Genomic DNA, 25,142 nt, shown 5'->3' with positions numbered 1-25,142 from the left:
TGTGGTCACGGTGCGCTGTGAAATCGCGATTTCCCGACGTTCAGCACTGTTGATCTTATGGCCTGATGGTATAAACCATTCGTTACCGGGCGTGTGGATCGGGACGTGCGCCACCGGTGTTGGCGCGCGGCGTGCCGAGCCAGTGCCGCGCGAGGCGACTCGATCAGGTGGTGGTCATGCGGTCGACCAAGGTAGTCCTGTGCGCGCTGGCGGCCGGGGTGCTGCTCGCCGGGTGCGGCCAGGGCACGTCCGGTACCGGGGCGGGTGATCCCGCGCCGGGCGCCGACCAGTTCCTCGGCGCGGACTGCCCGGACCCGGGGGTGCGGCCCGGCGGCGACAAGGAGTTCACCTACTGGTCCATGTGGACCGCCGATGAGCCGCAGGGCCGGGTGCTGAGCAAGGCGATCCGCTGCTTCACCGACAAGACCGGCGTGAAGGTCAACGTGCAGTGGCTCGGCCGTGACCTGCTCACCCAGAACGTGGCCCCCGCGTTGACCACCGGCGCCGTGCCGGACCTGTTCGACCAGGACGTCAGCCAGGTCATGGCCGCGGTGACCAGCGCGGGCGGCACCCAGTCGGTGCAGGACGTGCTCGACATCAAGGTCGGCGAGGGCGACCTCAAGGTGCGGGACGTGCTGCCGGTGTCCTCATACGACTTCCCGCAGAACAAGGGTCCGGACGGCGCCATCTTCGAGGTCCCGTACCTGCTCTACGGCACCGCCTGGTGGTACAACCGCGACGTCACCGGCCTGGTGACCGCCCCGCGGACCGCCGACGACCTGTTCGCCCTGCTGGACAAGGCCAAGGCCACCGGTGTCGCCGCCGTCGCCGAGGACGGCGACCGCCCCGTGTCGAACGCGTCCCTGTTCGCCCAGGCCGCCCTGCGCTACGTCGGCGCGGGCAACCTCGCCAAGGCCGCGTCGGACAAGACCGGCGCCACTTGGCGCACCGACGACGGCCTCTACCAGGCCGCCGGTTTCGTCGAGAAACTCGCCAAGGGCGGCTACCTCATCCCCGGCTGGGACTCCGCGAAGTACCCCGCCGTCCAACAGCGCTGGGCCAACGGCGAAGCCGCCTACATCACCACCGGCGGCTGGCTGCCCAGCGAGACCAACCAGTACCTGGACAAGAAGGGCGACGGCCGCACCATCCCGTACGGCTCCTTCCAGTTCCCCAAACCCACCGGCGCCACCCACGACGTCATCGAACGCGTCCCCGTCGGCTTCGCGGTGTCCGCCAAGGCCAAGAACCCCAACGCCGCCAAGGCGTTCATCGCGTACGTGCTGAACAAGGACATCCTCGCGGGCATGCCCGCCGTCGCCGGGGCGCTGACCCCCCGCGCCGACCTCGCCGTCCCACCGTCCCAAAAGGACATCAAAGCCGCCCTGTCCAACTCGTCCACCGAACAGGCCATCTACCTCGACGGCGTCAACGCCATCGCGGGCGGCCGCTGGGCCGAGACCGTGCTCTACCCCCTCACCGACAGCCTCCTGCACGGCAACATCACCTCCCAGGAGTTCATCGACCAGATCGCCACCCACCAGGCCGCCTTCTACCGCAGCGCAGGCTGACCCGCCCGCCCCCCATCACCAGCCCCCGACCGGCGCCCCCCGCCACCATTCACCCGCCCGGCATCACCCCAACCGGGGCTTGACTTCGCCGCCGCCCACCCCCAGGGCAGACCCCACCCACCCGGGGGCCGGGTGCCCATTCCTGACGGTAGCGCACCCGGCCGCTTGTCAAGTTCGCGCGCCGTGGCCTGTGGACACCTGCGGCGCTTGTGGACAACACCGTGGGCAGCGGATCACCCGGCCGCCGCGGGTCACGTCGCGGGGCAGCCGCCGACCAACGGCACCATCACCGAGTTGGTCACCGTCCCGGTCTGCGCGGACGAAGCGGTGACCCGACTGCCTGCCGGTGAGGTGTCGCTGATCGCGGCCGAGGTGCTTGCGGGACTGTCGACAACGTACGGAAGAGACGGGTCGCCATCCCGGGCCGGTGGGCCGTCCGGGTTGGGTTTGGGCTGGGTGGGCGGGGTGTGCGTATTGTCGTGGGGGTGGACCGAGCCTCGTTGCGGCAGATCCTCGCCCTTGCCGTCCCCGCGCTGCCGGTGTTGGCGGCGGAGCCGCTCTACCTGTTGGTGGACACCGCCGTCGTCGGGCATCTCGGGGCGGTTGAGCTGGGTGCGTTGAGCATTGGCGCGATCGTCCTGGCGCAACTGTCCACTCAGCTCACATTCCTGTCGTACGGCACCACCGCGCGGGCGGCGAGGTTGCACGGGGCGGGCCGCAGCGCCGAGGCGCGGGCCGAGGGGGTGCAGGCGACCTGGCTGGCGGTGGGGATCGGTGTGGTGCTGGCGCTCGTCGGGCAAGCGCTTGCCGGGCCGGTGGCCCGACTGCTCGCCGGGCCGGGTGCGGTGGCCGACGCGGCGGCGGCCTGGTTGCACATCGCCATGCTCGGGGTGCCGATGGTGCTGATCACGTTGGCGGGCAACGGCTGGATGCGGGCCGTGCAGGACACCCGGCGACCCCTGCGTTACGTCCTCGCGGGCAACCTCGCCTCCGCGGTCCTCTGCCCGACGCTCGTACACGGTCTCCACTGGGGACTCAACGGGTCCGCGATCGCCAACGTCGTCGGTCAGGTCATCGCGGCGGTGTTCTTCCTGCACGCCCTCAAGGGGCACCTGCGCAGGCCACAACCCCGGGTCATGTGGGCGCAGCTCGTCCTCGGTCGGGATTTCGTGCTCCGCAGCCTCGCCCTGCAGGTGTGTTTCATCTCCGCCACCACCGTGGCCGCCAGGACGTCGGTCGCCGCGGTCGGCGCGCACCAGGTCGTCCTGCAACTGTGGACATTCCTCGCGTTGGTGCTCGACTCCCTGGCCATCGCCGCGCAGTCGCTCGTCGGTGCGGCCCTCGGCGCGGGTGACGACCGGAAGGCGCGGCAGCTCAGCGGTCAGTTCGCGCGGTTCGGGCTGGTCTTCGGGATAGCACTGGGAATCCTGTTCGCCGCGCTGGCCGAGGTGCTGCCGCGGGTGTTCACGATGGACCCCCAGGTGCTGCACGAGATCCCGAGCGCCTGGTGGTTCTTCGTGGCGATGCAACCGATGGCCGGGGTTGTGTTCGCTGTGGACGGTGTGCTGTTCGGCGCCGGTGACGTCGCCTACCTGCGGACCGCGATGGTGGCGGCCGCGCTGGTGGGGTTCCTGCCGTTCATCTGGTTGTCGCTGGCGTTCGACTGGGGGCTGGCGGGGATCTGGACCGGGCTCACCCTGTTCATCGCGCTCCGGTTGGTCACCTTGTTGGCGCGGTTGCGGTCCGGCCGCTGGGCGGTGACCGGCGCGGTCAGGACACGTTGAGCGCCACCAGCGCCCGCGCGGCCCCGCCCTCGTCCACACCCAACGCGACGGCCTTGCCCGCCGGGTCGAAGATGCCGTAGGTGCCGTCGATCCCGGCGGCGGGGATGCGTTTGCCGTGGGACAGGGCGATGGCCTCGACGCGGTCCAGGTCGCGGCGGGGGAAGGCGGCGGCGACGGCGGCCTCCATGTCGAGGGACAGACCGGGGGACTCCGCCAGGGCCTCCAGCGTCCGCGCCACCCGCAGGGTGAAGGGGCCGACGGTGGTGCGGCGCAACGCGCCGAGGTGCCCGCCGACGCCGAGGGCCACACCGAGGTCGCGGGCCAGGGCGCGGACGTAGGTGCCGGACGAGCAGTCGACCATCACGTCCAGGTCGACCGAGCCCTCGCCGCGGGTGGTGTTGAGCAGGTCGAACCGGTACACGGTCACCGGGCGGGCGGCGAGCTGGACTTCCTCGCCTGCCCGCACCCGGGCGTACGCGCGCTTGCCGTCGATCTTCACCGCGCTCACCGAGCTGGGCACCTGCTGGATCGGGCCGGTCAACGCGGCGATGCCCGCGGCGATGGCCTCGTCGGTGACGCCGGTCGGGTCGGCCGTGCTGACGACCTCGCCCTCCGCGTCGTCGGTGGTGGTGGCCGCGCCGAGCCGGATGGACGCGAGGTAGGTCTTGCGGTCCAGGGCGAGGTGCCCGAGCAGTTTCGTCGCCCGCTCCACCCCGAGCACCAGCACCCCGGTGGCCATCGGGTCCAGGGTCCCGGCGTGGCCGACCTTGCGGGTGCCGATGATCCGGCGCACCTGGGCCACCACGTCGTGGGAGGTCATGCCGGGGGCCTTGTCGACCACGATGAGACCGGGGGGAACCACTGCTCGCTGAGACACGAGCGGCAATCTTAGGCCAACGCAACTATGAGGCCGCTGCTTCCTGTTCGGCTGGGATGTCCCACGGGCGGCGCCTGATCCGCACCGGGACCTCGTCGCCGCGGGTCTCCGCCGCGAACACCGCCGCCCGCGCCCGCCGCCACCACACCGCGGTGCGCCAGGTTCCGAGCAGCAGAATCGCCGCAACGGCAAGGAAAGCGGTACGGAAGGTGCCCAGCCCGGCGGCCGCGGTGTCGCCGCCGATCAGCAGGCCGACGCCGAGCGCGCTGACCGTGGTCGCGGTGAAACCGCCCACGTTGACCACGCCGGTGGCCGTGCCGACCCGGTGGATGGGGTTGTAGTCGCGGGCCAGCGCGAACGCCACGCCGGACAGCGGGCCGCCGACCGCGAGCACCGCGAACGCCACCGCCACAACGGGTCCCGGCGCCCCCGGCCACCCCAGCAGCACCGCCCACACCACTACCGCGGCGAGCAGGAACCCGGCGACCATCGGCACCCGGCTGTGCGGCCACCGGCCCATCAGTTGGCCGATCACCGGTCCGGTGACCATCGCCACGAACACCAGCAGGCTCAGCACCGATCCGGCCCCGGCGGGGGAGAACCCGTGCGCCTGCACCAGGTACGGGTAGCCCCAGAGCAGGCCGAGCACGCCGGGGGAGAACATCGTCGAGAAGTGCACCCAGAACCCGAGCCGGGTTCCCGGTACCCGCCAGGCGACCCGGACCTGGCCGATGACGTCGCGCAGCGCGGTCGCCGGACGCGGGTGCTGCTCGCCCTCCGGGGTGTCCCGGACCCGCAGCAGGACCACCAGCGAGTACGCCGCGGTGGCCGCGCCCGCGATCGCGAAGGTCGCCGTCCACCCCGCGTTGGCGAGCAGGAAGGTCAACGGGACCGTCGCCAGCAGGTTCCCCAGTTGTCCCAGGGCCGCGGTCACCGACGACAGGATCGCGTACTTGCGCGGCGGGTAGTGCGCGGCGACCAACCGCAACACGCTCACGAACGTCAACGCGTCGCCGAGCCCCAACACCCCGCGTGCCACCAGCGCGAGCGGATAGGTGGTGGCGACGGCGAACAAAACCTGCCCGAGGCCCATGCACAACGCGGCCGCCGTGAGGACCCGGCGCGGCCCGAACCGGTCCACCAGCAGTCCGGTCGGCACCTGCATCGCCGCGTAAACACCGATCTGCAGCACGGTGAACGTGCCCAACGCCGCCGCGTTGATGCCGAACCGGTGCGCCGCCTGCAAGCCCGCGACGCCGAGTGAGGTGCGGTGGAACACCGCCAGCAGGTACACCGCGACGGCGGTGGCCCAGATCACCAGCGCCCCGCGACCGGTGGTCCGCACGGCCCGCTCCTCTCCCACTCGCCCACCCGGACCATACGAGTTGACCTCGCGATTATTAGCGTAGCTAATGGTGTGGCTGGTCACACCCCGTGGACCGGCATCCGGTCGGTGTCGGCTGTGGCCACCCGGGCGGTGCCACTAGGCTTCGAGTCGTGCAGCGTTGGCGTGGTCTGGCGGACCTCCCCGGGGGCTGGGGTCGCTGTGTGGCGACCATCGGCGTGTTCGACGGAGTCCACCGCGGACACCAGGAGCTCATCTCCCGGGCCGTCGAGCTGGCCACCGAGCGCGACCTGCCCAGCGTCGTGGTCACCTTCGACCCGCACCCCGCCGAGGTCGTCCGCCCCGGCAGCCACCCCGCCCAGTTGACCACCCTGCGCCGCAAGGCGGAGTTGGTCGAGGAGCTGGGTGTGGACGTGTTCTGCGTGCTGCCGTTCACCCAGGAGCTGTCCAAGGTGGCCCCGGACGCCTTCGTCCACGAGGTCCTGGTCGAGCGCCTGCACGCGGCCGCCGTCGTCGTCGGCGAGAACTTCACCTTCGGCAGCCGCGCCGCGGGCAACGTCGCGCTGCTCACCTCGCTGGGCCACCGGTTCGGCTTCACCACCGAGGGCGCCAAGCTGGTCACCGCGGGCGAACTGGCCTTCTCCTCCACCTACATCCGGTCCTGCATCGACGCCGGTGACGTCCGCGCCGCCGCCACCGCGTTGGGCAGGCCGCACCGGCTGGAGGGCATCGTCGTGCGCGGCGACGGGCGCGGCCACGAACTCGGGTTCCCCACCGCGAACCTGTCCACCCCGCGGTTCGCCGCCGTCCCGGCCGACGGCGTCTACGCGTGCAAGTTCACCCTGCTCAACGGGCACAAGCGACCGCCGCTGACGGCCGCGACGTCGGTCGGCACCAACCCGACCTTCTCCGGCCGCGAGCGCCGGGTGGAGGCGTTCGTGCTCGACGTCGACGAGGACTTCTACGGGCAGCGGGTGGCGATCGACTTCGTCGAGCGGCTGCGCGCGATGGAGAAGTTCCCGTCCACCGAGGCGCTCGTCGAGGAGATGCACCGCGACGTCGCCCGCACCCGCGACCTGCTCGACCGGCCCACCGAGCCCGACCACCGGCCCACCTAGCCGCACGCTCGGCCCAACGCACAGGTGCCACCCGGTCCAGTGACCGACCCGTCCGCCGGTCCAACCGGGACTGGTCCGACCGGGTGTCCCGGTGGTTCGCCCACGAAACACCCGGGCGGGCCGGCAAGATACACCCGGCGAGTCCGGCCGGGTCCCGGCGCACCGGCGGCTCGGTCGGTGGTCGGCTAGGGGAGAGGCGGCGGGTGGAGGACCACAAGATCGTCCAACGCAACATCGCGTTGCAGCGCGAGTGGTACGGCGAGCCGCTCGGCGACCGGGTGCGCAGACTGGTCGTGGCCTTCGACGTGTCCCAGGCCAACCTCGCCGACGTGCTCGGCATCAGCGCGCCGATGCTCAGCCAGGTGATGAGCGGGCGCCGGGCCAAGATCGGCAACCCCGCGGTGCTGGCCCGGCTGATCATGCTGGAGCGCAAGATCCTCACCCCCGAGGTCGCCTCCGGTCGCCGGGAGGCGCTGCAGCGCGCCCTCGACGACGTGCGCGCCTCCAAACCGGCCGTGACCAGGGACAACCTGCCGGTCGACGTGGGCCGCAGCGCCATCCTCGCGCTGCGCAGGCTGGCCACCGCCGAGGACCTCACCGAGGCCGCGGGCCTGCTCGACGACCGCTTCCCGGACTTGGCCGATCTGCTGCGCCGGGCGGGCAAACGCGCGTGACGCGGCTGTTCTCCGCTTTCGCACTGCCCGACCACGTCGCCGACCACCTGGCGGCGCACCTGCCCCCGCTGCCGGGCGGTCTGCGCGCGACCCCTCGTCACCAGTGGCACGTCACCGTCGGCTACTACCGCGAGGACGACCCCGAACCCCGGCTCGCCCGGCTGCGTTCGCGGGTGGGTGGGCTCCCGGCGCCCCGGCTGCGGATGCGCGGGTCGGGCACCTTCGCCGCGGTGTGCCTGCTGAAAATCGCTACCCCCGATCCGGTGGACTTGCGTAACCTGGCGGAGGCGGCCGACTTCGAGGAGGGCGGCCACCCCGAGTACATCCCCCACGTCACCGTGGCCCGTGCCATCGTCCGCCCGGCGGGGCAGTCGCGCGACTGCGCCGACCTGGCCGCCGCGCTGCGGGGATACGAGGGGCCGGAGTGGGTTCCCGAGGCGCTGGTGCTCTACGCCAGCGACCAGGGCGCCTACACCCCGCTCGGCCGCGTGCCGCTGCTCACCGGGAGCGCCCCCGGGGCAGGGTGCTAGCCTTGGTCTTTGGGTACGGCTGCGGTCCGTGGCGGCCGATACCGACTTCCCAGCACGGCACAAGGCAGCACCGAGGAGTAGACGAGTGGCTCTGTCCACCGAGGAGAAGAAGTCGATCCTGACCGAGTACGGCGTGCACGACTCGGACACCGGATCCCCCGAGGCCCAGATCGCGCTGCTGACCAAGCGCATCAAGGACCTCACCGAGCACCTCAAGCAGCACAAGCACGACCACCACTCGCGGCGCGGTCTGCTGCTGCTGGTCGGTCGCCGCAGGCGGCTGCTGAACTACCTGACCAAGGTGGACATCGAGCGCTACCGGTCGCTGATCCAGCGACTCGGCCTGCGCCGATAGCTCGAAACCCGGGGGGAGCGGCCAAGCGGCCGCTCCCCCCGGGTCCATAACCGAACCGAGAAGGAAACACCGCAGGGCAGCACGCCGCGCCACGGGACCTGGTCGCCGGTCCTCGGTAGTGGTCCCCGCCGAGCCAGAGGGCTCCGGGGGCTTCGATCGAAGACCGGCCTCGTCGCTACCGCGGACCCGTGCCCAGGGCAGTGCGCCCCGCGGCGACAACGAGGAGTAACCGCTACATGACAGACATCGCTGTGCACGAGACCACGGCCGTGATCGACAACGGCCGCTACGGCACGCGCACCGTGCGCTTCGAGACCGGCCGCCTGGCCCGCCAGGCGGCGGGCAGCGTCGTGGCCTACCTCGACGAGGAGACCATGCTGCTCTCGGCCACCACGGCCTCCAAGCAGCCGAAGGACCAGTTCGACTTCTTCCCGCTCACCGTGGACGTCGAGGAGCGGATGTACGCGGTCGGCCGCATCCCCGGCGCGTTCTTCCGCCGCGAGGGCCGCCCGTCCACCGACGCGATCCTCACCGCCCGGCTGATCGACCGGCCGCTGCGCCCGTCCTTCGTGGACGGTCTGCGCAACGAGATCCAGGTCGTCATCACGGTGCAGAGCCTGAACCCGGCCGACCTGTACGACGTGCTCGCCATCAACGCCGCGTCCGCGTCCACCCAGTTGGCCGGGCTGCCGTTCTCCGGCCCGATCGGCGGCGTGCGGGTCGCCCTCATCGAGGGCCAGTGGGTCGCCTTCCCGACCCACGAGCTGCTGGAGAAGGCCGTGTTCGACATGGTCGTCGCAGGCCGGGTCGTCGGGGATGACGTCGCGATCATGATGGTCGAGGCGGAGGCCACCGAGAACGTCATCGACCTGGTGGCCGACGGCGCGGGCGCCCCCACCGAGGAGGTCGTCGCGGGCGGTCTTGAGGCGGCCAAGCCGTTCATCAAGGCGCTGTGCGAGGCCCAGGCGCAGCTCGCCGCGGTCGCCGCCAAGGAGACCCGCGAGTTCCCCACCTTCCCGGCGTACCAGGACGACGCCTTCGCCGCGGTCGAGGCCGCGGTGAGCGACGAGCTGGCGGCGGCGCTGACCATCGGCGACAAGCAGGAGCGCGAGTCCCGCATCGACGAGGTCAAGGCGCTGTGCGTGGAGAAGGTCGGCGCGGTCGAGGGCGGCGCCTTCGACGGCCGGGAGAAGGAGATCGGCGCCGCGTTCCGGTCGCTGAACAAGAAGCTGGTGCGGCTGCGCATCCTGCGCGACAAGGTCCGCATCGACGGCCGCGGCCTGACCGACATCCGGTCGCTCTCGGCCGAGGTCGCGCTGATCCCGCGGGCGCACGGTTCGGCGCTGTTCGAGCGCGGCGAGACCCAGATCCTGGGTGTCACCACGCTGAACATGCTGCGCCTCGAGCAGCAGATCGACTCGCTGTCGCCCGAGACGCACAAGCGCTACATGCACCACTACAACTTCCCGCCGTTCTCCACCGGTGAGACCGGCCGGGTCGGCTCGCCCAAGCGGCGCGAGATCGGCCACGGCGCGCTCGCCGAGCGGGCGCTGGTGCCGGTGCTGCCCAAGCGCGACGAGTTCCCCTACGCGATCCGCCAGGTGTCGGAGGCGTTGGGCTCCAACGGTTCCACCTCGATGGGCTCGGTCTGCGCGTCCACCATGTCGCTGCTCAACGCCGGTGTGCCGCTCAAGGCGCCGGTGTCCGGCATCGCGATGGGCCTGGTCTCCGACCAGGTCGACGGCGAGACCCGCTACGTGGCGCTGACCGACATCCTCGGTGCCGAGGACGCGTTCGGCGACATGGACTTCAAGGTCGCGGGCACCAAGGAGTTCGTGACCGCGCTGCAGTTGGACACGAAGCTCGACGGCATCCCGTCCGAGGTGCTGGCCCAGGCGCTGAGCCAGGCCCGCGACGCGCGCTACACGATCCTGGAGGTCATGGCCGAGGCCATCGACGGCCCGGACGAGATGAGCCCGTACTCGCCGCGGGTCACCAGCGTGAAGATCCCGGTCGACAAGATCGGCGAGGTGATCGGGCCCAAGGGCAAGATGATCAACTCGATCACCGAGCAGACCGGCGCGGACATCTCGATCGAGGACGACGGCACGATCTACGTCGGTGCCGCAGACGGCCCGTCCGCCGAGGCGGCCATCGGCCTGATCAACGCCATCGCCAACCCGCAGTTGCCCAAGGTCGGCGAGCGCTTCCTGGGCACGGTCGTGAAGACCGCCGCCTTCGGCGCGTTCGTGTCCCTGCTGCCGGGCAAGGACGGCCTGGTGCACATCTCCAAGCTGGGCAACGGCAAGCGGATCAACAAGGTCGAGGACGTGGTGAAGGTCGGCGACAAGCTCCGGGTGGAGATCGCCGACATCGACCAGCGCGGCAAGATCAGCCTGGTGCTCGTGTCCGAAGAAGACACGGCCGACACCGCGAACTCGGCGGACCCGGCTGACCTGGACAACGGTGCCGAGGTCTCGGCCGAGGTCGAGGCGGCTCCCGCGCAGTGAGTTCGACCCGCTCGACGGCCGCGGGCGCTTCCGGCGCCCGCGGCCGTTCCACTCCCCAGGGCCACCTGCAGCAGCCCGGCAGCACGGTCACCCTGGAACGCGACGGCGACACCGAGGTCAAGCGCACGCTGCTGCCCGGCGGCCTGCGGGTGATCACCGAGCACGTGCCGGGCGTGCGGTCGGCCTCGGTCGGCATCTGGGTCCAGGTCGGGTCCCGGGACGAACCGGTGTCGGTGGCCGGTGCCGCGCACTACCTGGAGCACCTGCTGTTCAAGGGCACCGCCCGGCGCAGCGCGGCCGCCATCGCCGAGGAGATCGACGCGGTCGGCGGCGAGCTCAACGCGTTCACCGCCAAGGAGCACACCTGCTACTACGCGCACGTGCTCGACGAGGACCTGCCGCTGGCCATCGATCTGGTGTCCGATGTGGTCTTCGACGCCATGTGCGCCCCGGCGGACGTGGAGACCGAGCGGGGCGTGGTGCTCGAGGAGATCGCCATGCGCGACGACGACCCCGAGGACCTGCTGCACGACGCGTTCTGCACGGCGCTGATGGCCGACCACCCGCTGGGCCGCCCGGTGCTCGGCACCGAGCAGTCGATCACCGGGATGACCAGGACCGCGCTCAACGGCTTCTACCGCCGCCGCTACACGATGCCCCGGATGGTGTTGGCCGTCGCCGGGAACGTGTCCCACCGCGGCGTGCTTTCCCTGGTGCGCAAGGCTTTGCGGGACCGGCTCGTCGGTGACCGGTCGCCGGTCGCCCCGCGCGTCGGTCGGGCCAGGCTCGGTTCGGCCGCGCGGCTGGTGCTGCACACCGACGACACCGAGCAGGCGCACCTGATGGTGGGGGTGCGCGCCCTGGACCGCCACGACGACCGCCGGTTCACCCTCAGCGTGCTCAACGCCGCCCTGGGCGGCGGCATGAGTTCCCGGCTGTTCCAAGAGGTCCGGGAGCGCCGCGGTCTGGCCTACCAGGTGTACTCGTCGGTCGCGGCGTACGCCGACACCGGTCACCTCTCGGTCTACACCGGGTGTCAGCCGGAACGGCTCGGCGAGGCCGCGGGCGTGGTCCGCGAGGTGCTGCGCGAGGTCGCCAGGGACGGCTTCACCGACGCCGAGGTGGCCCGCGCCAAGGGCAGCCTGCGTGGCGGCCTGGTGCTCGGCCTGGAGGACACCAGTTCCCGGATGTCGCGCATCGGCAAGGGCGAACTGGCCTACGGCGACCACCTCACCGTCGAGCAGACCTTGGACCGCTACGCCGCGGTGACCGCCGACGAGGTGGCGAAGCTCGCCCGTGAACTGCTCGGCAGGCCCCTCGCCGCCGCCGTCGTCGGCCCCTACGCTCACACCGACGACGTTCCGGTCCAACTGCACGAGGTGAGCAAGTGACGAGCTCCGTTCCCCCCACCCGCTCCGCCGAGAACCCGATCCGGGTGGGTGTCCTCGGCGCGCGGGGCCGGATGGGCACCGAGGTGTGCGCCGCGGTCGAGGCGGCCGCGGACATGGTGGTCGTCGCCCCGCTCGACGCCGGTGACCCGCTGGAGCGGCTGGTCGAGGCGGGCACCGAGGTCGTGGTCGACTTCACCCACCCCGACGTCGCGCTGGACAACGTGCGCTTCTGCGTCGAGCACGACATCCGGCCGGTGGTCGGCACCTCCGGCTTCGACGCCGCCAAGCAGGACGCGATCCGCGGCTGGCTGGCCGCCAAGCCGGAGTTGGGCGTGCTGATCGCCCCGAACTTCGCCCTCGGCGCCGTGCTGTCCATGCGCTTCGCCCAGCTCGCCGCGAAGTACTACGACACGGTCGAGATCATCGAACTGCACCACAACCGCAAGGCCGACGCCCCGTCCGGCACCGCCGCGCACACCGCGCACCTGGTCGCCGAGGCCCGCGCCGCCGCCGGTCTCGGCCGGGTGCCGGACGCGACAACGTCCGAAGTGGATGGTGCGCGCGGCGCGGACACCGAGGGCGTGCGGGTGCACTCGGTGCGGCTGGCCGGTTTGGTGGCGCACCAGGAGGTCCTGTTCGGCGCCCCCGGCGAGACGCTGACCATCCGACACGACTCCCTGCACCGCGAGTCCTTCATGCCGGGCGTGCTGCACGGGGTGCGCGCCATCCTCGGCCGCTCCGGGCTGATCGTCGGCCTGGACAACGTCCTGGACCTCTGATGTCGGCCCGCACGACGTCACTCGCGCTGGCCGCCGTCCTGCTGGTGTATTTCGTCATCCTCGGCGACCGCGCCATCGCCCTGTTCCGCGCCGCCACCCCCCTCACCATCGCCCTCGGCGTCGGTGTCGTCCTGCTCCCACTGGTCGGCGCCTGGGTCGTCTGGTCCACCCTCCGCTTCGGCATCCGCACCCAAACCCTCGGCCGCCGACTCCAAGCCGAAGACGGCCTCCCCGACACCTCCGACCTCCCCCGCCTCCCCTCAGGCCGCGTCAACCGCCCCGCCGCCGACGAGTTCTTCGAACGCTTCCGCGCCGAAACCGAAGCAGCCCCAGAAGACTGGCGCTCCTGGTACCGCCTAGCCGTCGCCTACGACCTCGCAGGCGACCGCCCCCGAGCCCGCGACTCCATGCGCAAAGCCCTCGACCTAGCCGACTGACCCCCGCCACCCACCAGCGGTAACAGCCCCACGCACACAGTGGCGCCCCCACCCCCTCAGACAGCCACCCACTTCCACCTCACCCAATCCAGCGAAAACCACCCCCACCTCTTGACAAGCCACCCCCACCACCCCCAGGGCGGCCCCCACCCTCCCGGGGGCAGCCCTCGATGCCAGTTTACCGAGGTGGGGGCGGGGGAAACAGGTTGACGCTCGGTCTGTGGACGGCGGCGAGCATTGTGGACAACTCAGCGGGGAAGTCGATGCGGGCAGCTTGAGTGTGGTCGTACCGGTGCGTGGGGCAGCGGCCCTTGGTCGCTGGGCGCGTGGAACAGCCCCGCGTGTGCGGGGACGACAGAACGTCGAAGACCTCTACGCCACCGGCCAACGGAACAGCCCCGCGTGTGCGGGGACGACGATCGGGTCCGCGATCACGAGGCGCGCTCGGTGGGAACAGCCCCGCGTGTGCGGGGACGACATGGCCAGCGTCTGCACGTCACGCAGGTACTTGGGAACAGCCCCGCGTGTGCGGGGACGACCACCTGTACTCGTGCGGCGCGATCCGCCACCCGGGAACAGCCCCGCGTGTGCGGGGACGACGGAGCTTCCGGATGACGGTGATGAACTCGTAGAGGGAACAGCCCCGCGTGTGCGGGGACGACGACGCCATCACCCCAGCCGATGCGGTACGTCTGGGAACAGCCCCGCGTGTGCGGGGACGACCGATGGGCGGGCATGGCGCGCCGATCGGGCTCGGGAACAGCCCCGCGTGTGCGGGGACGACCGGGTGGCCGACACGCTCGCGAAGGCGCGACTGGGAACAGCCCCGCGTGTGCGGGACGACTGGTTGTTGGACCTGCGGATCGGTTTGGCCGGGGGAACAGCCCCGCGTGTGCGGGGACGACGTGGTCGCGGTCAAGAACACCGCGTCGGTGGTGGGAACAGCCCCGCGTGTGCGGGGACGACACTTCTTGACCTGCGGCTCTGGAACGCCCGGCCCCATTTCTCATTCACTTCCACCGACCACCGCCACGATCTCCATACCCCTCGACGGCCGCCACCGGGACATCATTCTGTCACCGCTGTGCGTTACCTTCGCGGCATGAGCACGTATGTGTTGATTCCGGGTGCTGCTTCCGGTCCGGAGTCCTGGTGCCTGGTGGCCCCCAAGCTGCGCGAACACGGCCACGAGGTGATTACTCCCGCGCTGCCGTGCGAAGACGACTCGGCCGGTTTCGCCGAGTACGCCGACGCGGTGGTTGATGCTGTGCGCGGCCACGACGACCTGGTTCTGGTGGCTCAGTCGATGGCTGGGTTCACTGCGCCGATTGTGGCGACCCGGGTGCCGGTGGCCGAGATCATCATGGTCAACGCCATGGTGCCCGCTCCCGGGGACTCGGCGGGGGAGTGGTGGGAGACCAGCGGGCAGGCTGCCGCGCAGCGGGCGAACGACCTGCGTGAGGGGCGTGACCCGGATGCCGAGTTCGACGCGTTCGTCACTTTCCTGCACGACGTGCCGGAGGAGCTCTGGCAGCAGCCGCTGCGGCAGTCGGGTACTCCGTTCGAGAAGCCGTGGCCGTTGGACCGGTGGCCGGACGTGCCGACCCGGGTGGTCGCGGCGGTCGGTGACCGGCTGTTCCCGATCGAGTTCCAGCGCCGGATCTCCCAGGAGCGCCTGGGGGTCACGCCGGTCGAGATCCCCGGTGGGCACATGTCGGCCCTCGCCCAGCCGGACGCCCTGGTGGCGGCGCTGTTGTGACCGCCGAGGAACAGACCCGAGAGGACCCCGTGGACCCCAAGATCGAGTACCGGCCCGAGCAGCGGTACGTCTCCATCCGCACCCAGGCCCCGCTGTCCGAGTGGGGCCGGGTCAACGCGCTCATCGGCGAGGTTTACGGCTGGCTCGCGTCGGTGTCGGCCACCCCGGCGGGCCCGCTGTTCTACCGGTACCACTCGGTCGCCGACGACCTGATCGACGTCGAGGTCGGGGTGCCGGTCGACGCGTCCGTCACCGCCGCCCCGCCGGTCGCCGCCGGTGTGAAGCCCGCGGGCGACTACGCCGTGCTCATCCACCACGGCCACCCGGACCGCATCCGCGAGACCTTCGCCGCCCTCGACGCCTGGGCGGCGGCCACCGGCACCACCTGGGACGTCACCGACAACGTGTGGGCGGGCCGGTTCGAGTCGTACCTGGCCGACCCGGCCACCCAGCCCGACCCGGCGACCTGGGAGACGGAGGTCGCATACCGGGTACGGGACTGACCACCCCGGGACCAGCCACTAGCATGTCCCGGTCATCGCCCGCCCCACCGAAGGCGAACCGTGAGCACATTCGAAGTCGAGGACGCACCCGGGGTCTGCCAGTGCCCGGTGTACTCGGACATCCCCGGCCGCCGGGAGCTGCACGACGTCGGCGCCCCGGGCTGCGCCTTTGAGCAGGCCCACGACCAGGAGGAGCAGTTCGACGACTGACCGGCGGCGGGCCGGGCGACCTCGCCCGGCCCGCACCGTTTCGGCCGGTCCGGGGCATGATGGGCGCATGTGTCGAAGCATCAAGACCCTGCGCGCCCCGTTCGTGGACGAAGTCGGCGATGGCGATGTGCGGGCGGCCGCGCTGCAGTACGTGCGGAAGATCTCCGGTTTCCGGGCGCCCGCGCCGCACAACGCCGAGGCGTTCGAGGCCGCGGTGGACGCGGTCGCGGCGGCCACCCAGGAACTGCTGGACAGGCTGGTGGTTCGGGGCCAGTGAGGTGGCGCAAGAGCAGCTTCAGCGGTGACAGCGGCAACTGCGTCGAGATCGCCTACGGTCGCCGTGTGCACGTGCGCGACTCCAAGCGGCCCGCGGCGACGCTGCGGTTCACCGCCGCGGCCTGGGCCCGGCTGCTCACAGGAACCAGCCCGCGAACAGCGCCGGTGACGCCGCCAACGCGCTGAACCGGATGAACCGGCCGACCAGGCCGACGCCGAAGAACGCCGCCAACCGCATCCGGACCAGCCCGGCCAGCACCACCATCGCCATGAACGGCGGCAGCCCGAGCACCGAGCTGATGCTGTAGGTGCCGTAGAGCCAGCCGGGGTGGCGTTCGCAGCGGGCCCGGATCTCGGTGATCCACTCGCGGATCCGCTTGGTCCGGATCTGCCAGGCCGCGCGCCGCGGGGTGAGCGGCTTGGGTTCGCGGCGCCGGTGCAGGAACGCGGGCAGGTGGATCGATCCGCGCCCGGCGAAGTAGAACAGCAGCTTGCCCAGCATCTGCGCCACCGCGACCACCGCGCCCAGCGCCAGCCAGGACACCTGCGGCTCCTGGGCGGCCAAGCCCAGCACGAACAATTCGATACTGACGAAGGGCACGAGGGCGGAGCTGAAGGCGACCCCGAAGGTCACGCACAGCCATCCGAGCACGTGCCGCCCCTTCCGGGTCCGAGCCAGGTCCGACCAGCGACGGTACCCGACGATCACGCCCACGCGGCCCGAGTTGTCCGCGCGGCTCCCCAACCGCCCCCGCCGGGCAACCGTCGGCCGACAAGCCTTGATCGTCGAACCGTCCTGCTCGGGTGGTCATCGCCTCGCCTGGGTGGAGACGCGTGGGTGGTCACCCGAGTTCCGCGCGGGCGGCGGCCGCTTCGGCGCGGTTGTACAGGTCCTTGGCGCGGGTCAGGGCGAACAGCCTGCCGCGCCGGTCCGCGACGCTGTCGGCGACCACCTGCTCCAGCAGGTGCCACGGCACGATCCGCTCGCCGGAGCGGTAGCGGCCCCACAGCGAGGTGCCGGTGCCGAACCGGTCGGACAGGTCGCGGGCGGTCACCCCCGCGGTGAGCGCGCTCAGGTATGCGGCCAACTCGGTGATCTCAGGTGTCGCGCCCTGTGTCATGTTCCCGCCCTCGCTCGAGCGGACCTGGGTCGTCCGCGCCGCACCGCCGCTGACCAGGGGTTCTCCTTGATCGCGGTGAATCCCGTTGGTCAGTATCGCGCGTCCCGGCCGGTGTGGGAACGGTTGGCGGGAGCGGGTCGGGAGCGGTGGAGTCGTTGCGCGGCAAGGCAACCCGGGCGGCTCAGACCAGGTCGAAGGCGAGCGCGCCGGTGACCCGGAGTTCACGCAGCGGTTGCCCGCCCGCGTCGAGGGTGCGTACCACGCCGTCCGGGGTCCAGCCCGCGCGGCGGAAGAAGCCGACCAGGGCGGCGTTGCGTTCGGGCACCCAGCAGATGCCCCTGGTGAGCCCGGCGTCGGCGGCCGCGGCCCCGGCGGCGGCCAACAACCGGCCACCGTGCCCGCGTCGACCCCAGCGCGGCTCGACCAGCAGGGTGCCGACCAGCGCGACCGTCCCGGCGTCCGGCGCGGGCAGGTCGTTGGCCGCGGCCGACTCGGACTCCGGCGACGGACCGGCCACGCAGAACCCGACCGGCCACGGTCCCTCGGTCGCCACGTGCACCAGCGCGGGCCCCTGTGCGATCACCTGGCGCAGTTGGGCGGCGGCCGCGGCGGGGTCGAGGCCCGCCAGCACGTCGGGCGGCAGGAGCCCCTCGAAGCCGGTCTGCCAGGTGCTCACCTGGAGCCGGGCGAGTTCGTCGACGTCTTCAGGGGCTGCGGGGCGCACCGCGGCGTCGGCCATGCGCAGAAGGTAGTGGATAACCGATCTGCCCCCGTCGCCGGTTACTGTCGGGGGTGGCTGCGAGGATGCCGGTACCGCAGACCGGGAGGAGTGCCACCAGTGCTCGAGATGACCGCGGCCGCCGCCCGCCGGACCGCGTTGGCCGCCCAGGGTTTCGCCGACCCGCGCCCCTCGGGGCCGCCCACCCGCAGACACCTGCAGCGGGTGCTCGACCGGGTCCAGTTGCTGCAGCTCGACTCGGTCAACGTCGCCGTCCGCGCCCACTACATGCCGCTGTTCGCCCGCCTCGGCGGCTACGACCAGTCCCTGGTGGACGACGCCGCGTGGGCGCCGACCGCGCGCCGCCCCCGGCTGCTGGTCGAGTACTGGGCGCACGAGGCGAGCCTGATCCCGGTCGCCGACTGGCCGCTGTTCCGCTGGCGGATGGCCCGCTACGAGTCCCGCTACGCCCGGCACATCACCCGCATCGCGCAGAAGTCGCCCGGACTCGTCGACGACGTGCTCGCCACCGTCAAGGAGCTCGGCCCGATCGGCGCGGGCACCCTGGAAGCCGCCCTCGGCGGCGCCGTCCCGCGCGCCAAGGGCGGGTGGTGGAACCGCTCCGACGTCAAGCACGTCTGCGAGTGGCTGTTCGCCGTCGGCCAGTTGACCACCGGCACCCGCCGCGGTTTCCAACGCCTCTACGACCTCGCCGAGCGCGTGTTACCGCCTGAGGTCCTGGCGGCACCACCCGTGTCCGACGAGGAATCCGCGCGGCAGTTGACGTTGCGCGCCGCCGCGGCGCATGGGATCGCCACCGAGAAGGACCTCCGCGACTACTACCGGCTCGAACCCGCGCGCTCGCACCAGGCCGTGGCCGAACTGGTCGACGCGGGCCTGCTGGAACCGGTGTCGGTGTCCGGCTGGCGGCACCAGGCGTACCGGCACGCGGACGCCCGCACCCCGCGCAAGATCACCGGTCGCGCGCTGCTCTGCCCGTTCGACCCGCTGATCTGGGAACGGGACCGCACCGAGCGGCTGTTCGACTTCCACTACCGCATCGAGATCTACGTGCCCGAACCCAAGCGCGTGCACGGGTACTACGTCTTCCCGTTCCTCCTGGACGGTGAGCTTGTCGCGCGCGTAGACGTCAAGGCCGACCGCGCGGCCGGGATCCTCCGCGTACCCGGAGCTTTTCTCGAACCGGGCCAGGACGGGAGCAGGGTTTCCGCCGAACTGGCCGCGGAACTTCGCGTCATGGCCGACTGGCTCGGTCTCGACATCGTTCAAGTGGGTGGACGTGGCGATCTCGTCCCAGCCCTCGGGACGGCGCTGTAACACCGAACCGCGGTGGGACGCTGGAACCAGTGGATGTGTCACCCGGACGAACCAACGGGGATCGCCGGTGTACCACCAGGTGGATATCAAGTGGATGCCCGCATCGATCCGGCGTTTAGTTGCGGTTGAGTCGAACCGGGTATCACTGGCACACCTGGAAGGTGCCCGCCCCGGGCGACCGCCGACCGACCGCTGGAGGACGAGATGACCGACCGGACCCTGGACAGAGTGGACAGACAAGCCGCTGGCGTCATCCCCCTCCCCTCCCCGCGCCCCGAGGTCATCGGCGGCCGGGCCGACTCCTGGCCGGTCGAGGCCCCACCGGAGGACGAGGGCTACGAGCCGACCATCGTCCGCGGCCGCGACTGATCTTCGTCGCAGGAGCGACCGGGTCCGTGGGTCGCGCGGGCGACCGATCCGGTTGGCCCAGCACGAAAGGCCGATGGCGGCGTCCGACCGAGGCCGAACGCCGCCATACCCCCCAACACCCCCGCCGGGCCGCCGACTGTCCAGACCGGACAGTCGGCCCGGCGTGATGTCCGACTGTCGGGCTGTTCCGGAGGACCTGGATCGGATGCGGTCCCCTGCGCCGCATCCGATCCGGCCACGCCCTCCCCGGCGCGGCTGTCCTGTCCGGACTCCGGTCAGCCCAGGTCCTGGGACACGAGCGGGGTCTCCACCCGGCCCCGGGTCGGCAACGGCGCCGGACCGGGCGGCGCCACCGACGCCGCCTGGGTGACCGGCTCCGGTGGGAGCAGGTCAGCGGCGTCGATCTCCGGCCGCAGCCGCGCGCCGTAGAGCAGGCACACCCGCGACCACGACCACACGGGTCACCTCGACGCGGGGGTGACCAGCGCGGAGCCGAGGCCGGTGCGGGCGCGCACCCGCAGGGCCGGGGCGTCGGCGGGTGGCACGCCGACCAGTGGCAGTTCGCTGCGGGCCTCGCCCGAGCCGGAGGAGACGTCGACCTCGGCGGGCGCGCCGGGCCGGATGCCGACCCGCAGCGCGCCGGAGCCCGTGGTCAGCTCGACCTTCCCGGCGACGGCGTCGGCGACGGTGATGTCGCCGGTGCCGCTGCGGACCGTGACGTCACCGGTGATGGTGCCCAGCCAGACGTCGCCGCCGCCGGTGACGACCTGGGTGGAGCCGCCGATCGCGCTCAGTTCGACCTCGCCCCGACCGGTCCGCGCCTGCACCCCGGCGGGCGCCGGGCCGACCTTGATGGCGCCGGTGCCGCTGGTGGCCTGGACCAGCCCGGTGGTCTCGGCGACGTCGATCGTGCCCGCGCCGGTGGTGACCTCGACCCGGTCCGCGACTCCCGCGACCCGTACCGACGCCGCCCCGCTGCGGGCCGAGACCGACGACCCGGCCGGTGCCCGCACGCTCACCGCGATCGGGATGCCGCGCAACTGCGGCTCCTTCGGCGAGCGCACCACGAGCCTGCCGCCGACCAGTTCGATCCGGGTCCGGCGCACCGCCTCGGCGGCAGCGTCGTCCGGACCGGTGGGCTTCTCGGTGCCGAACTGGGTGGTGAACCAGTTGACCAGGTTCGTCATCCCGTCGGCCCACGGGTTGGCGTCCTCCGGCGCGTGCCGGACCTCGACGTCGACGCCCTCGTCCTCGGTCAGCCGCACGTCGATGCGGCCCGCCCCGGTCGCCACGGTGATCTCCACCGGCTCGGTGCCGGTGGCGAACTGCTCCATCCGCGTGTCGCTCATCCCTCGTACCACCCCTGCACTCGCGACGAGCCCGAACCGGAACCCTGGTCCTGCTCGCGGTGACCCTGCTGCCGTTCCTGGTACTTGCGGTGGTGCGCCCCCAGCCCCTGCAGGGCCTGTTGCACCGCCTGCTGCACGTAGGTGTTCAGCGACACCCCCTGCGACGACGCCGCCCGCTCGGCCTTGGACTTGAGCTCGTCGAACATGCGCAGCGTCATCCGGCTCATGTCGCCGCCGAACTTGACGTCACCGGCGTCACCCTCGGCGGTCGGTGGTGATTCGGGTGGTGTCTCGGTGGTGCCGGTCTTGGTGACCACCACCCGCACGTCCCGGCCGTCCAAGCGCACCTCGACCACGTGGTCGGGCAGGTGCGCGGTGACCTCGGCGGCCAGGTCGGCCAGGGCGTTCATGATGGCCAGCCGGGCCGAGGGCTCCAGCGCCGCGGCCAGCACGGCCGCCGACCGCCGGGTGGCCTCGTCGCCCGCGGAGGCGGTGGTGGTCAGGTCGTCGCGGAGGGTGGTGAGGTAGCTGCTCAGATCCATGACACCACTATGACGTCACCGGTGACATCGGTCAAGTCACCCGGTGGTGTCCGATGATGTCGCGTGGTGTCACCACCGGCGGCGGCTACTGTTGCGCCGAGCAGACGAACCGCGCTGACCGACGATGTGAGGATGTGCACGTGACCGAGACGGTGTCGCCGAAGGTGCAGCTCATCGCCAAGACCGAGTTCTCCGCGCCGTCGGACGTGCCGTGGACGACCGACGCCGACGGCGGGGAGGCGCTGGCCGAGTTCGCGGGCCGGGCCTGCTACCAGTCGTGGCGCAAGCCGAACCCGGCGACGGCCACCAACGCGGGCTACATCCGGCACATCATCGAGGTCGGCCACCTGTCGGTCCTGGAGCACGGCAGCGTGTCGTTCTACATCTCCGGGATCTCCCGGTCGCTGACCCACGAGCTGATCCGGCACCGGCACTTCTCCTACTCGCAACTGTCCCAGCGGTACGTGCCGGAGAAGGACGCGGCCATGGTCGAACCGGACGTCATCGCCGCCGACCCGGAGCTGCACGCCAGGTTCCTCGCCGCCGCCCAGGCCGCGCAGGACGCCTACAACGACCTGCTGACCGGCCTGGAGCAGAAGTTCGCCGACGTGCCCAGCGCCACCCTGCGCAAGAAGCAGGCCCGGCAGGCGGCGCGCGCGATCCTGCCCAACGCCACCGAGACCCGCATCGTGGTCACCGGCAACTACCGCGCCTGGCGGCACTTCATCGCGATGCGCGCCACCGAGCACGCCGACGTCGAGATCCGCGGCCTGGCCGTGGAGTGCCTGCGCCAACTGCAGAAGGCGGCGGGCAACGTGTTCGCCGACTTCGTCATCTCGGCGCTGCCGGACGGCACCGAGGTCGCCTCCAGCCCGCTCGTCGCCGAGGGCTGAGCCGTGCGCCGTCTGGTCGTCGACGTGGTGGCGGGCGACTACGGCGTGAGCCGGTTCGACCCGGGGACCGCCGTGGCCGCCGAGGTGTTCGCCACCCCCGGGTTCGTCTCGGTCACCAGCACGCCCACCGAGGTGACCGTGGTCGCGCCGGTCGACCTCACCCCGGCCGGTGGCCGCACCGAGGCCGGGTGGCGGCTGCTGACCGTGCGCGGGCCGCTGGAGTTCACCCTCACCGGCATCATGGCGTCGCTGGCCGGTTCGCTGGCCGCGGCCGGTGTGTCGCTGTTCGCGGTCTCCACCTTCGACACCGACCACATCCTGGTGCACGACTCCGACCTCGACCGCGCGATCACCGCGCTGCGTGCCGCCGGTCACGACGTGCACACGAGTTGACGGGTTCGACCTCCCCCGGCCGATCGGCGGATTAAGATGCCGCCGGCAGAGGGAGGTTTGCCGGGTGTCGCAGGAGCATCAGCAGGATCAGACGGTCGCGCACGGGCCCCGCGTGGTAGCGGGTCGGTACGTGATCCTCAACGAACTCGGCCGCGGCGGCATGGGCGTCGTGTGGCTGGCCGAGGACCGGATGATCGGGCGGCACGTCGCGATCAAGGAACTGCACCTGCCGGACGGGGTGCCGCACGCGGAGCGGGCCGTGTTCGAGGAGCGGGTGCTCCGCGAGGCGCGCACCGCCGGTCGGCTCAACGACCCGGCCGTGGTCACGGTGTACGACGTCGTCCAGGAGTCCGGGGCGACCTACATCGTGATGGAGCTGATCCAGGCGCCCACGCTGTCCGACGTGGTGCGCGAGCGCGGCCCGATGCCCGCCCCGCAGGTCGCCAAGCTCGCCGAGCAGTTGCTCTCCGCGCTGGAGGCCGCCCACCAGGCCGGGATCGTGCACCGGGACGTCAAGCCGAGCAACATCATGCTGGCGGCGAACGGCCGGGCGAAGCTGACCGACTTCGGCATCGCCCAGTCGCTCGACGACCCGCGGCTGACCAGCAGCGGCATGCTCATCGGCTCGCCCACCTTCATGGCGCCGGAGCGGATCCGCGGCGAGGAGGCGGGCGCGAGCTCGGACCTGTGGGCGCTGGGCGCGGTCCTGTTCTTCGCCATCGAGGGCTACAACCCGTTCGAGCGGCCGACCACCGCCGCCACCATGCACGCCATCCTCGCCGAGGTCCCCTACCTGACCAGGGCACAGGGCGCGCTCGCGTCGGTCATCAGCGGTCTGATGGTCGGCACGCCCGCCGCCCGGCTCACCGCCGCCCAGGTCCGCGGCCTGCTCACGCACGTGCCGCTGGGCCCGCCCACCGGCCCGACCCCGGTCAACACCACCGGGCCGACCGCGATGAGCCCCGGCGGCTACCACCCCCAGCGCACCGCCGCGGCGCCCACGCCGGTCAAGAAGGGGCCGGGCGCCAAGGCCCTGGCCATCGCGGGTGCCGTCGTGCTGCTCCTCGGCGCGATCGGCGGGTTCTTCCTGAACCGGGCGATCAACGCGCCCGACTCGACGCAGGCGCCGCAGATCGAGACTTTCAGCTACGGCGACGAGGGTGACTTCGCCCAGTTCTCCCTGTCCGACGGCTACTGCTCGGCGAACTCGCTGCAGAAGGGCGCCTCGTTCGGCTCGTCCGACGACTGCGCCAAGCCGTTCCGCGTCCAGGTCTTCGGCACCCTGGACCCGGCGGGGTCCTCGACCAAGTGGGCCTACGACCGGGATGGCCTGGTTAAGGTCGGCCAGTCCTACTGCGGGTGGTTGTTCGGCACCAAGCGGGTCAGCGACAAGGACAAGACCAACCTCACCTACGCCGTGGTCCTGCCCGCGCAGAAGACCTGGGAGGCGGACGCCAACAAGGGCCGCGACTACACGATCCACTGCGTGCTGCTGCGCAAGGACGGCGGCATGATCACCGACGGCGACCAGATCACCAGCCCGTCCTGACCACCGTACCTGCCGGTACGGTGGTGGCATGGGTGTCGCCAAGGACGAACGCGCCGAGCTCAGCGACCTGTTCGAGCGGGTCGGCCCGGACGCGCCGACGCTGTGCGAGGGCTGGACCACCCGCGACCTCGCCGCCCACCTGGTGCTGCGCGAACGCAGGCTGGACGCGGCGGCGGGCATCGTGGTGAAGGCGCTGGCCGGGCGCACCGAGCGGATCCAGGGCGAGTACGCGAACCTGCCCTGGCCCGAACTGGTCGACCTGTTCCGGTCCGGTCCGGGCAGCTACTCGCCGATGCGGCTGGTCGACGAACCGGCCAACACGACTGAGTTCTTCGTGCACCACGAGGACGTCCGCCGGGCGGCGCCGGACTGGGAGCCGCGCCCGGCCGACCCGGCGCGCGACCGTGCACTGTGGACAGCGCTGTCCCGCACCGCGCGGATGCACTACCGGCGTAGCCCGGTCGGTGTGGTGTTGCGCACCCCGGACGGCCGCTCGGTCACCGCCCACCCGGGGGAGAACCCGGTGACCGTCACCGGCGAGCCGGGCGAACTCCTGCTCGACGCGTTCGGCCGGACGGCGGCACGCATCGAGCGCACCGGCCCGGGGGACGCGGTGGAAGCTGTCCGGGCGCTCAAACGCGGGGTCTAGCGGCTCGACCCGGAATGTTGGTCGCAGGTGGGCAGGTCGAAATGTGGTCAACATTCCGGGTCGAGTCGCTAGGACTGTCCATTTGACTTCGGCCTCGTGCGC

At 71.7% G+C, this 25,142-nt stretch carries 29 protein-coding genes and 1 CRISPR repeat array; of the genes, 21 read left to right on the top strand and 8 right to left on the bottom strand.

The window, feature by feature from the left end; translation table 11 throughout:
• The first annotated feature begins 176 nt into the window (after positions 1-176).
• A complete protein-coding gene (locus H504_RS0118830) occupies positions 177-1,571 on the top strand; it encodes an ABC transporter substrate-binding protein (protein ID WP_035304877.1) in 1,395 nt (464 codons plus the stop codon).
• A 473-nt stretch (positions 1,572-2,044) separates the two neighbouring features.
• Positions 2,045-3,355, top strand: a complete 1,311-nt coding sequence (locus H504_RS0118825; protein ID WP_035304901.1) for an MATE family efflux transporter — start codon at positions 2,045-2,047, stop codon at positions 3,353-3,355.
• Here the strand turns inward: H504_RS0118825 and truB are convergent.
• Both truB and H504_RS0118815 read right to left on the bottom strand, forming a co-directional pair.
• The gene (gene truB, locus H504_RS0118820; RefSeq protein WP_026424039.1) at positions 3,342-4,241 is read right to left on the bottom strand and encodes a tRNA pseudouridine(55) synthase TruB; all 900 of its coding nucleotides are present in this window, start codon (positions 4,239-4,241) and stop codon (positions 3,342-3,344) included. The two genes, H504_RS0118825 and truB, sit on opposite strands and share 14 nt — an antisense overlap.
• A gap of 16 nt (positions 4,242-4,257) precedes the next feature.
• The gene (locus H504_RS0118815) at positions 4,258-5,577 is read right to left on the bottom strand and encodes an MFS transporter (protein WP_026424038.1); all 1,320 of its coding nucleotides are present in this window, start codon (positions 5,575-5,577) and stop codon (positions 4,258-4,260) included.
• A gap of 152 nt (positions 5,578-5,729) precedes the next feature.
• Between H504_RS0118815 and H504_RS0118810 the strand changes: the two genes are divergently transcribed.
• The 13 genes from H504_RS0118810 (at position 5,730) to H504_RS40230 (ending at position 16,305) form a co-directional block, all read left to right on the top strand.
• Complete coding sequence (locus H504_RS0118810) at positions 5,730-6,695, top strand: bifunctional riboflavin kinase/FAD synthetase (RefSeq protein WP_084467873.1); 966 nt, start codon at positions 5,730-5,732, stop codon at positions 6,693-6,695.
• A 203-nt stretch (positions 6,696-6,898) separates the two neighbouring features.
• Positions 6,899-7,369: a hypothetical protein gene (locus H504_RS0118805; RefSeq protein WP_026424036.1), complete on the top strand. Its 471-nt coding sequence runs from the start codon at positions 6,899-6,901 to the stop codon at positions 7,367-7,369.
• Positions 7,366-7,899, top strand: coding sequence for a 2'-5' RNA ligase family protein (locus tag H504_RS35865; RefSeq protein WP_051386019.1), 534 nt, complete (start codon positions 7,366-7,368; stop codon positions 7,897-7,899). The genes H504_RS0118805 and H504_RS35865 overlap by 4 nt, the downstream gene beginning before the upstream one ends.
• Positions 7,900-7,984: 85 nt before the next feature.
• The gene (gene rpsO, locus H504_RS0118795; RefSeq protein ID WP_026424035.1) at positions 7,985-8,254 is read left to right on the top strand and encodes a 30S ribosomal protein S15; all 270 of its coding nucleotides are present in this window, start codon (positions 7,985-7,987) and stop codon (positions 8,252-8,254) included.
• Between the two features lie 236 nt (positions 8,255-8,490).
• Entirely contained in the window at positions 8,491-10,764 is a 2,274-nt protein-coding gene (locus H504_RS0118790; RefSeq protein WP_026424034.1) for a polyribonucleotide nucleotidyltransferase, read from the top strand.
• A 65-nt stretch (positions 10,765-10,829) separates the two neighbouring features.
• The gene (locus tag H504_RS0118785; protein WP_026424033.1) at positions 10,830-12,155 is read left to right on the top strand and encodes a M16 family metallopeptidase; all 1,326 of its coding nucleotides are present in this window, start codon (positions 10,830-10,832) and stop codon (positions 12,153-12,155) included.
• On the top strand, positions 12,152-12,934 hold the full coding sequence (gene dapB, locus H504_RS0118780; protein WP_281173642.1) for a 4-hydroxy-tetrahydrodipicolinate reductase: 783 nt from the start codon (positions 12,152-12,154) through the stop codon (positions 12,932-12,934). The genes H504_RS0118785 and dapB overlap by 4 nt, the downstream gene beginning before the upstream one ends.
• On the top strand, positions 12,934-13,371 hold the full coding sequence (locus H504_RS0118775; RefSeq protein WP_026424031.1) for a tetratricopeptide repeat protein: 438 nt from the start codon (positions 12,934-12,936) through the stop codon (positions 13,369-13,371). The genes dapB and H504_RS0118775 overlap by 1 nt, the downstream gene beginning before the upstream one ends.
• 327 nt (positions 13,372-13,698) lie before the next feature.
• Positions 13,699-14,155: direct repeats of the CRISPR family, unit length 29 nt; unit sequence GGGAACAGCCCCGCGTGTGCGGGGACGAC.
• 318 nt (positions 14,156-14,473) lie between these two features.
• Complete coding sequence (locus tag H504_RS0118770) at positions 14,474-15,130, top strand: alpha/beta fold hydrolase (protein ID WP_026424030.1); 657 nt, start codon at positions 14,474-14,476, stop codon at positions 15,128-15,130.
• Positions 15,131-15,159: 29 nt separating this feature from the next.
• A complete protein-coding gene (locus H504_RS0118765) occupies positions 15,160-15,633 on the top strand; it encodes a GyrI-like domain-containing protein (RefSeq protein WP_026424029.1) in 474 nt (157 codons plus the stop codon).
• Positions 15,634-15,693: 60 nt separating this feature from the next.
• Entirely contained in the window at positions 15,694-15,843 is a 150-nt protein-coding gene (locus H504_RS41390) for a hypothetical protein (protein WP_157440505.1), read from the top strand.
• Positions 15,844-15,910: 67 nt separating this feature from the next.
• Complete coding sequence (locus H504_RS0118755) at positions 15,911-16,120, top strand: DUF2277 domain-containing protein (RefSeq protein ID WP_026424028.1); 210 nt, start codon at positions 15,911-15,913, stop codon at positions 16,118-16,120.
• On the top strand, positions 16,117-16,305 hold the full coding sequence (locus H504_RS40230; protein WP_084467872.1) for a DUF397 domain-containing protein: 189 nt from the start codon (positions 16,117-16,119) through the stop codon (positions 16,303-16,305). Before H504_RS0118755 ends, H504_RS40230 begins: the two co-directional genes overlap by 4 nt.
• Here H504_RS40230 and H504_RS0118750 read toward each other — a convergent pair.
• The 3 genes from H504_RS0118750 to H504_RS0118740 all read right to left on the bottom strand — a co-directional run bounded on the left by H504_RS0118750 (position 16,256) and on the right by H504_RS0118740 (position 17,979).
• Positions 16,256-16,771, bottom strand: a complete 516-nt coding sequence (locus H504_RS0118750; RefSeq protein ID WP_026424027.1) for a YqaA family protein — start codon at positions 16,769-16,771, stop codon at positions 16,256-16,258. The genes H504_RS40230 and H504_RS0118750 overlap by 50 nt on opposite strands.
• Before the next feature lie 190 nt (positions 16,772-16,961).
• On the bottom strand, positions 16,962-17,240 hold the full coding sequence (locus tag H504_RS0118745; protein WP_026424026.1) for a hypothetical protein: 279 nt from the start codon (positions 17,238-17,240) through the stop codon (positions 16,962-16,964).
• A 181-nt stretch (positions 17,241-17,421) separates the two neighbouring features.
• Positions 17,422-17,979 (bottom strand): GNAT family N-acetyltransferase, encoded by a 558-nt coding sequence (locus H504_RS0118740; RefSeq protein WP_026424025.1) that lies wholly within the window; start codon positions 17,977-17,979, stop codon positions 17,422-17,424.
• A gap of 108 nt (positions 17,980-18,087) precedes the next feature.
• On the opposite strand from H504_RS0118740, the gene H504_RS0118735 reads away from it, so the two are divergent.
• Both H504_RS0118735 and H504_RS41385 read left to right on the top strand, forming a co-directional pair.
• Positions 18,088-19,296, top strand: a complete 1,209-nt coding sequence (locus H504_RS0118735) for a winged helix-turn-helix domain-containing protein (RefSeq protein ID WP_026424024.1) — start codon at positions 18,088-18,090, stop codon at positions 19,294-19,296.
• 204 nt (positions 19,297-19,500) lie between these two features.
• A complete protein-coding gene (locus H504_RS41385; RefSeq protein ID WP_157440504.1) occupies positions 19,501-19,665 on the top strand; it encodes a hypothetical protein in 165 nt (54 codons plus the stop codon).
• A gap of 275 nt (positions 19,666-19,940) precedes the next feature.
• Here the strand turns inward: H504_RS41385 and H504_RS0118725 are convergent, their stop codons facing one another.
• From H504_RS0118725 to H504_RS0118715, 3 genes are read right to left on the bottom strand one after another with little or no spacing between them, the layout of a single operon-like run.
• The gene (locus H504_RS0118725; RefSeq protein WP_026424023.1) at positions 19,941-20,123 is read right to left on the bottom strand and encodes a hypothetical protein; all 183 of its coding nucleotides are present in this window, start codon (positions 20,121-20,123) and stop codon (positions 19,941-19,943) included.
• A gap of 3 nt (positions 20,124-20,126) precedes the next feature.
• Complete coding sequence (locus H504_RS0118720) at positions 20,127-21,014, bottom strand: DUF4097 family beta strand repeat-containing protein (RefSeq protein ID WP_035304874.1); 888 nt, start codon at positions 21,012-21,014, stop codon at positions 20,127-20,129.
• Positions 21,011-21,556 carry a toxin-antitoxin system HicB family antitoxin gene (locus tag H504_RS0118715; RefSeq protein ID WP_026424021.1) on the bottom strand — a complete coding sequence of 182 codons (546 nt, stop codon included), beginning with the start codon at positions 21,554-21,556 and terminating at the stop codon, positions 21,011-21,013. Before H504_RS0118715 ends, H504_RS0118720 begins: the two co-directional genes overlap by 4 nt.
• A 140-nt stretch (positions 21,557-21,696) precedes the next feature.
• Between H504_RS0118715 and thyX the strand changes: the two genes are divergently transcribed.
• From thyX to H504_RS0118695, 4 genes are all read left to right on the top strand, one after another.
• Positions 21,697-22,449, top strand: coding sequence for an FAD-dependent thymidylate synthase (gene thyX, locus H504_RS0118710; RefSeq protein ID WP_026424020.1), 753 nt, complete (start codon positions 21,697-21,699; stop codon positions 22,447-22,449).
• 3 nt (positions 22,450-22,452) lie between these two features.
• A complete protein-coding gene (locus H504_RS0118705) occupies positions 22,453-22,842 on the top strand; it encodes an ACT domain-containing protein (protein ID WP_026424019.1) in 390 nt (129 codons plus the stop codon).
• Between the two features lie 64 nt (positions 22,843-22,906).
• On the top strand, positions 22,907-24,391 hold the full coding sequence (locus H504_RS35860) for a serine/threonine-protein kinase (RefSeq protein WP_035304872.1): 1,485 nt from the start codon (positions 22,907-22,909) through the stop codon (positions 24,389-24,391).
• A gap of 28 nt (positions 24,392-24,419) precedes the next feature.
• A complete protein-coding gene (locus H504_RS0118695) occupies positions 24,420-25,040 on the top strand; it encodes a TIGR03085 family metal-binding protein (protein WP_026424018.1) in 621 nt (206 codons plus the stop codon).
• Positions 25,041-25,142: the final 102 nt, after the last annotated feature.

The organism is Actinokineospora inagensis DSM 44258, from assembly GCF_000482865.1.
Taxonomy (GTDB): Bacteria; Actinomycetota; Actinomycetes; order Mycobacteriales; family Pseudonocardiaceae; genus Actinokineospora; species Actinokineospora inagensis.
Note: the sequence above shows the minus strand (reverse complement) of the source record. Positions and strands in the feature narration are given on the sequence as shown.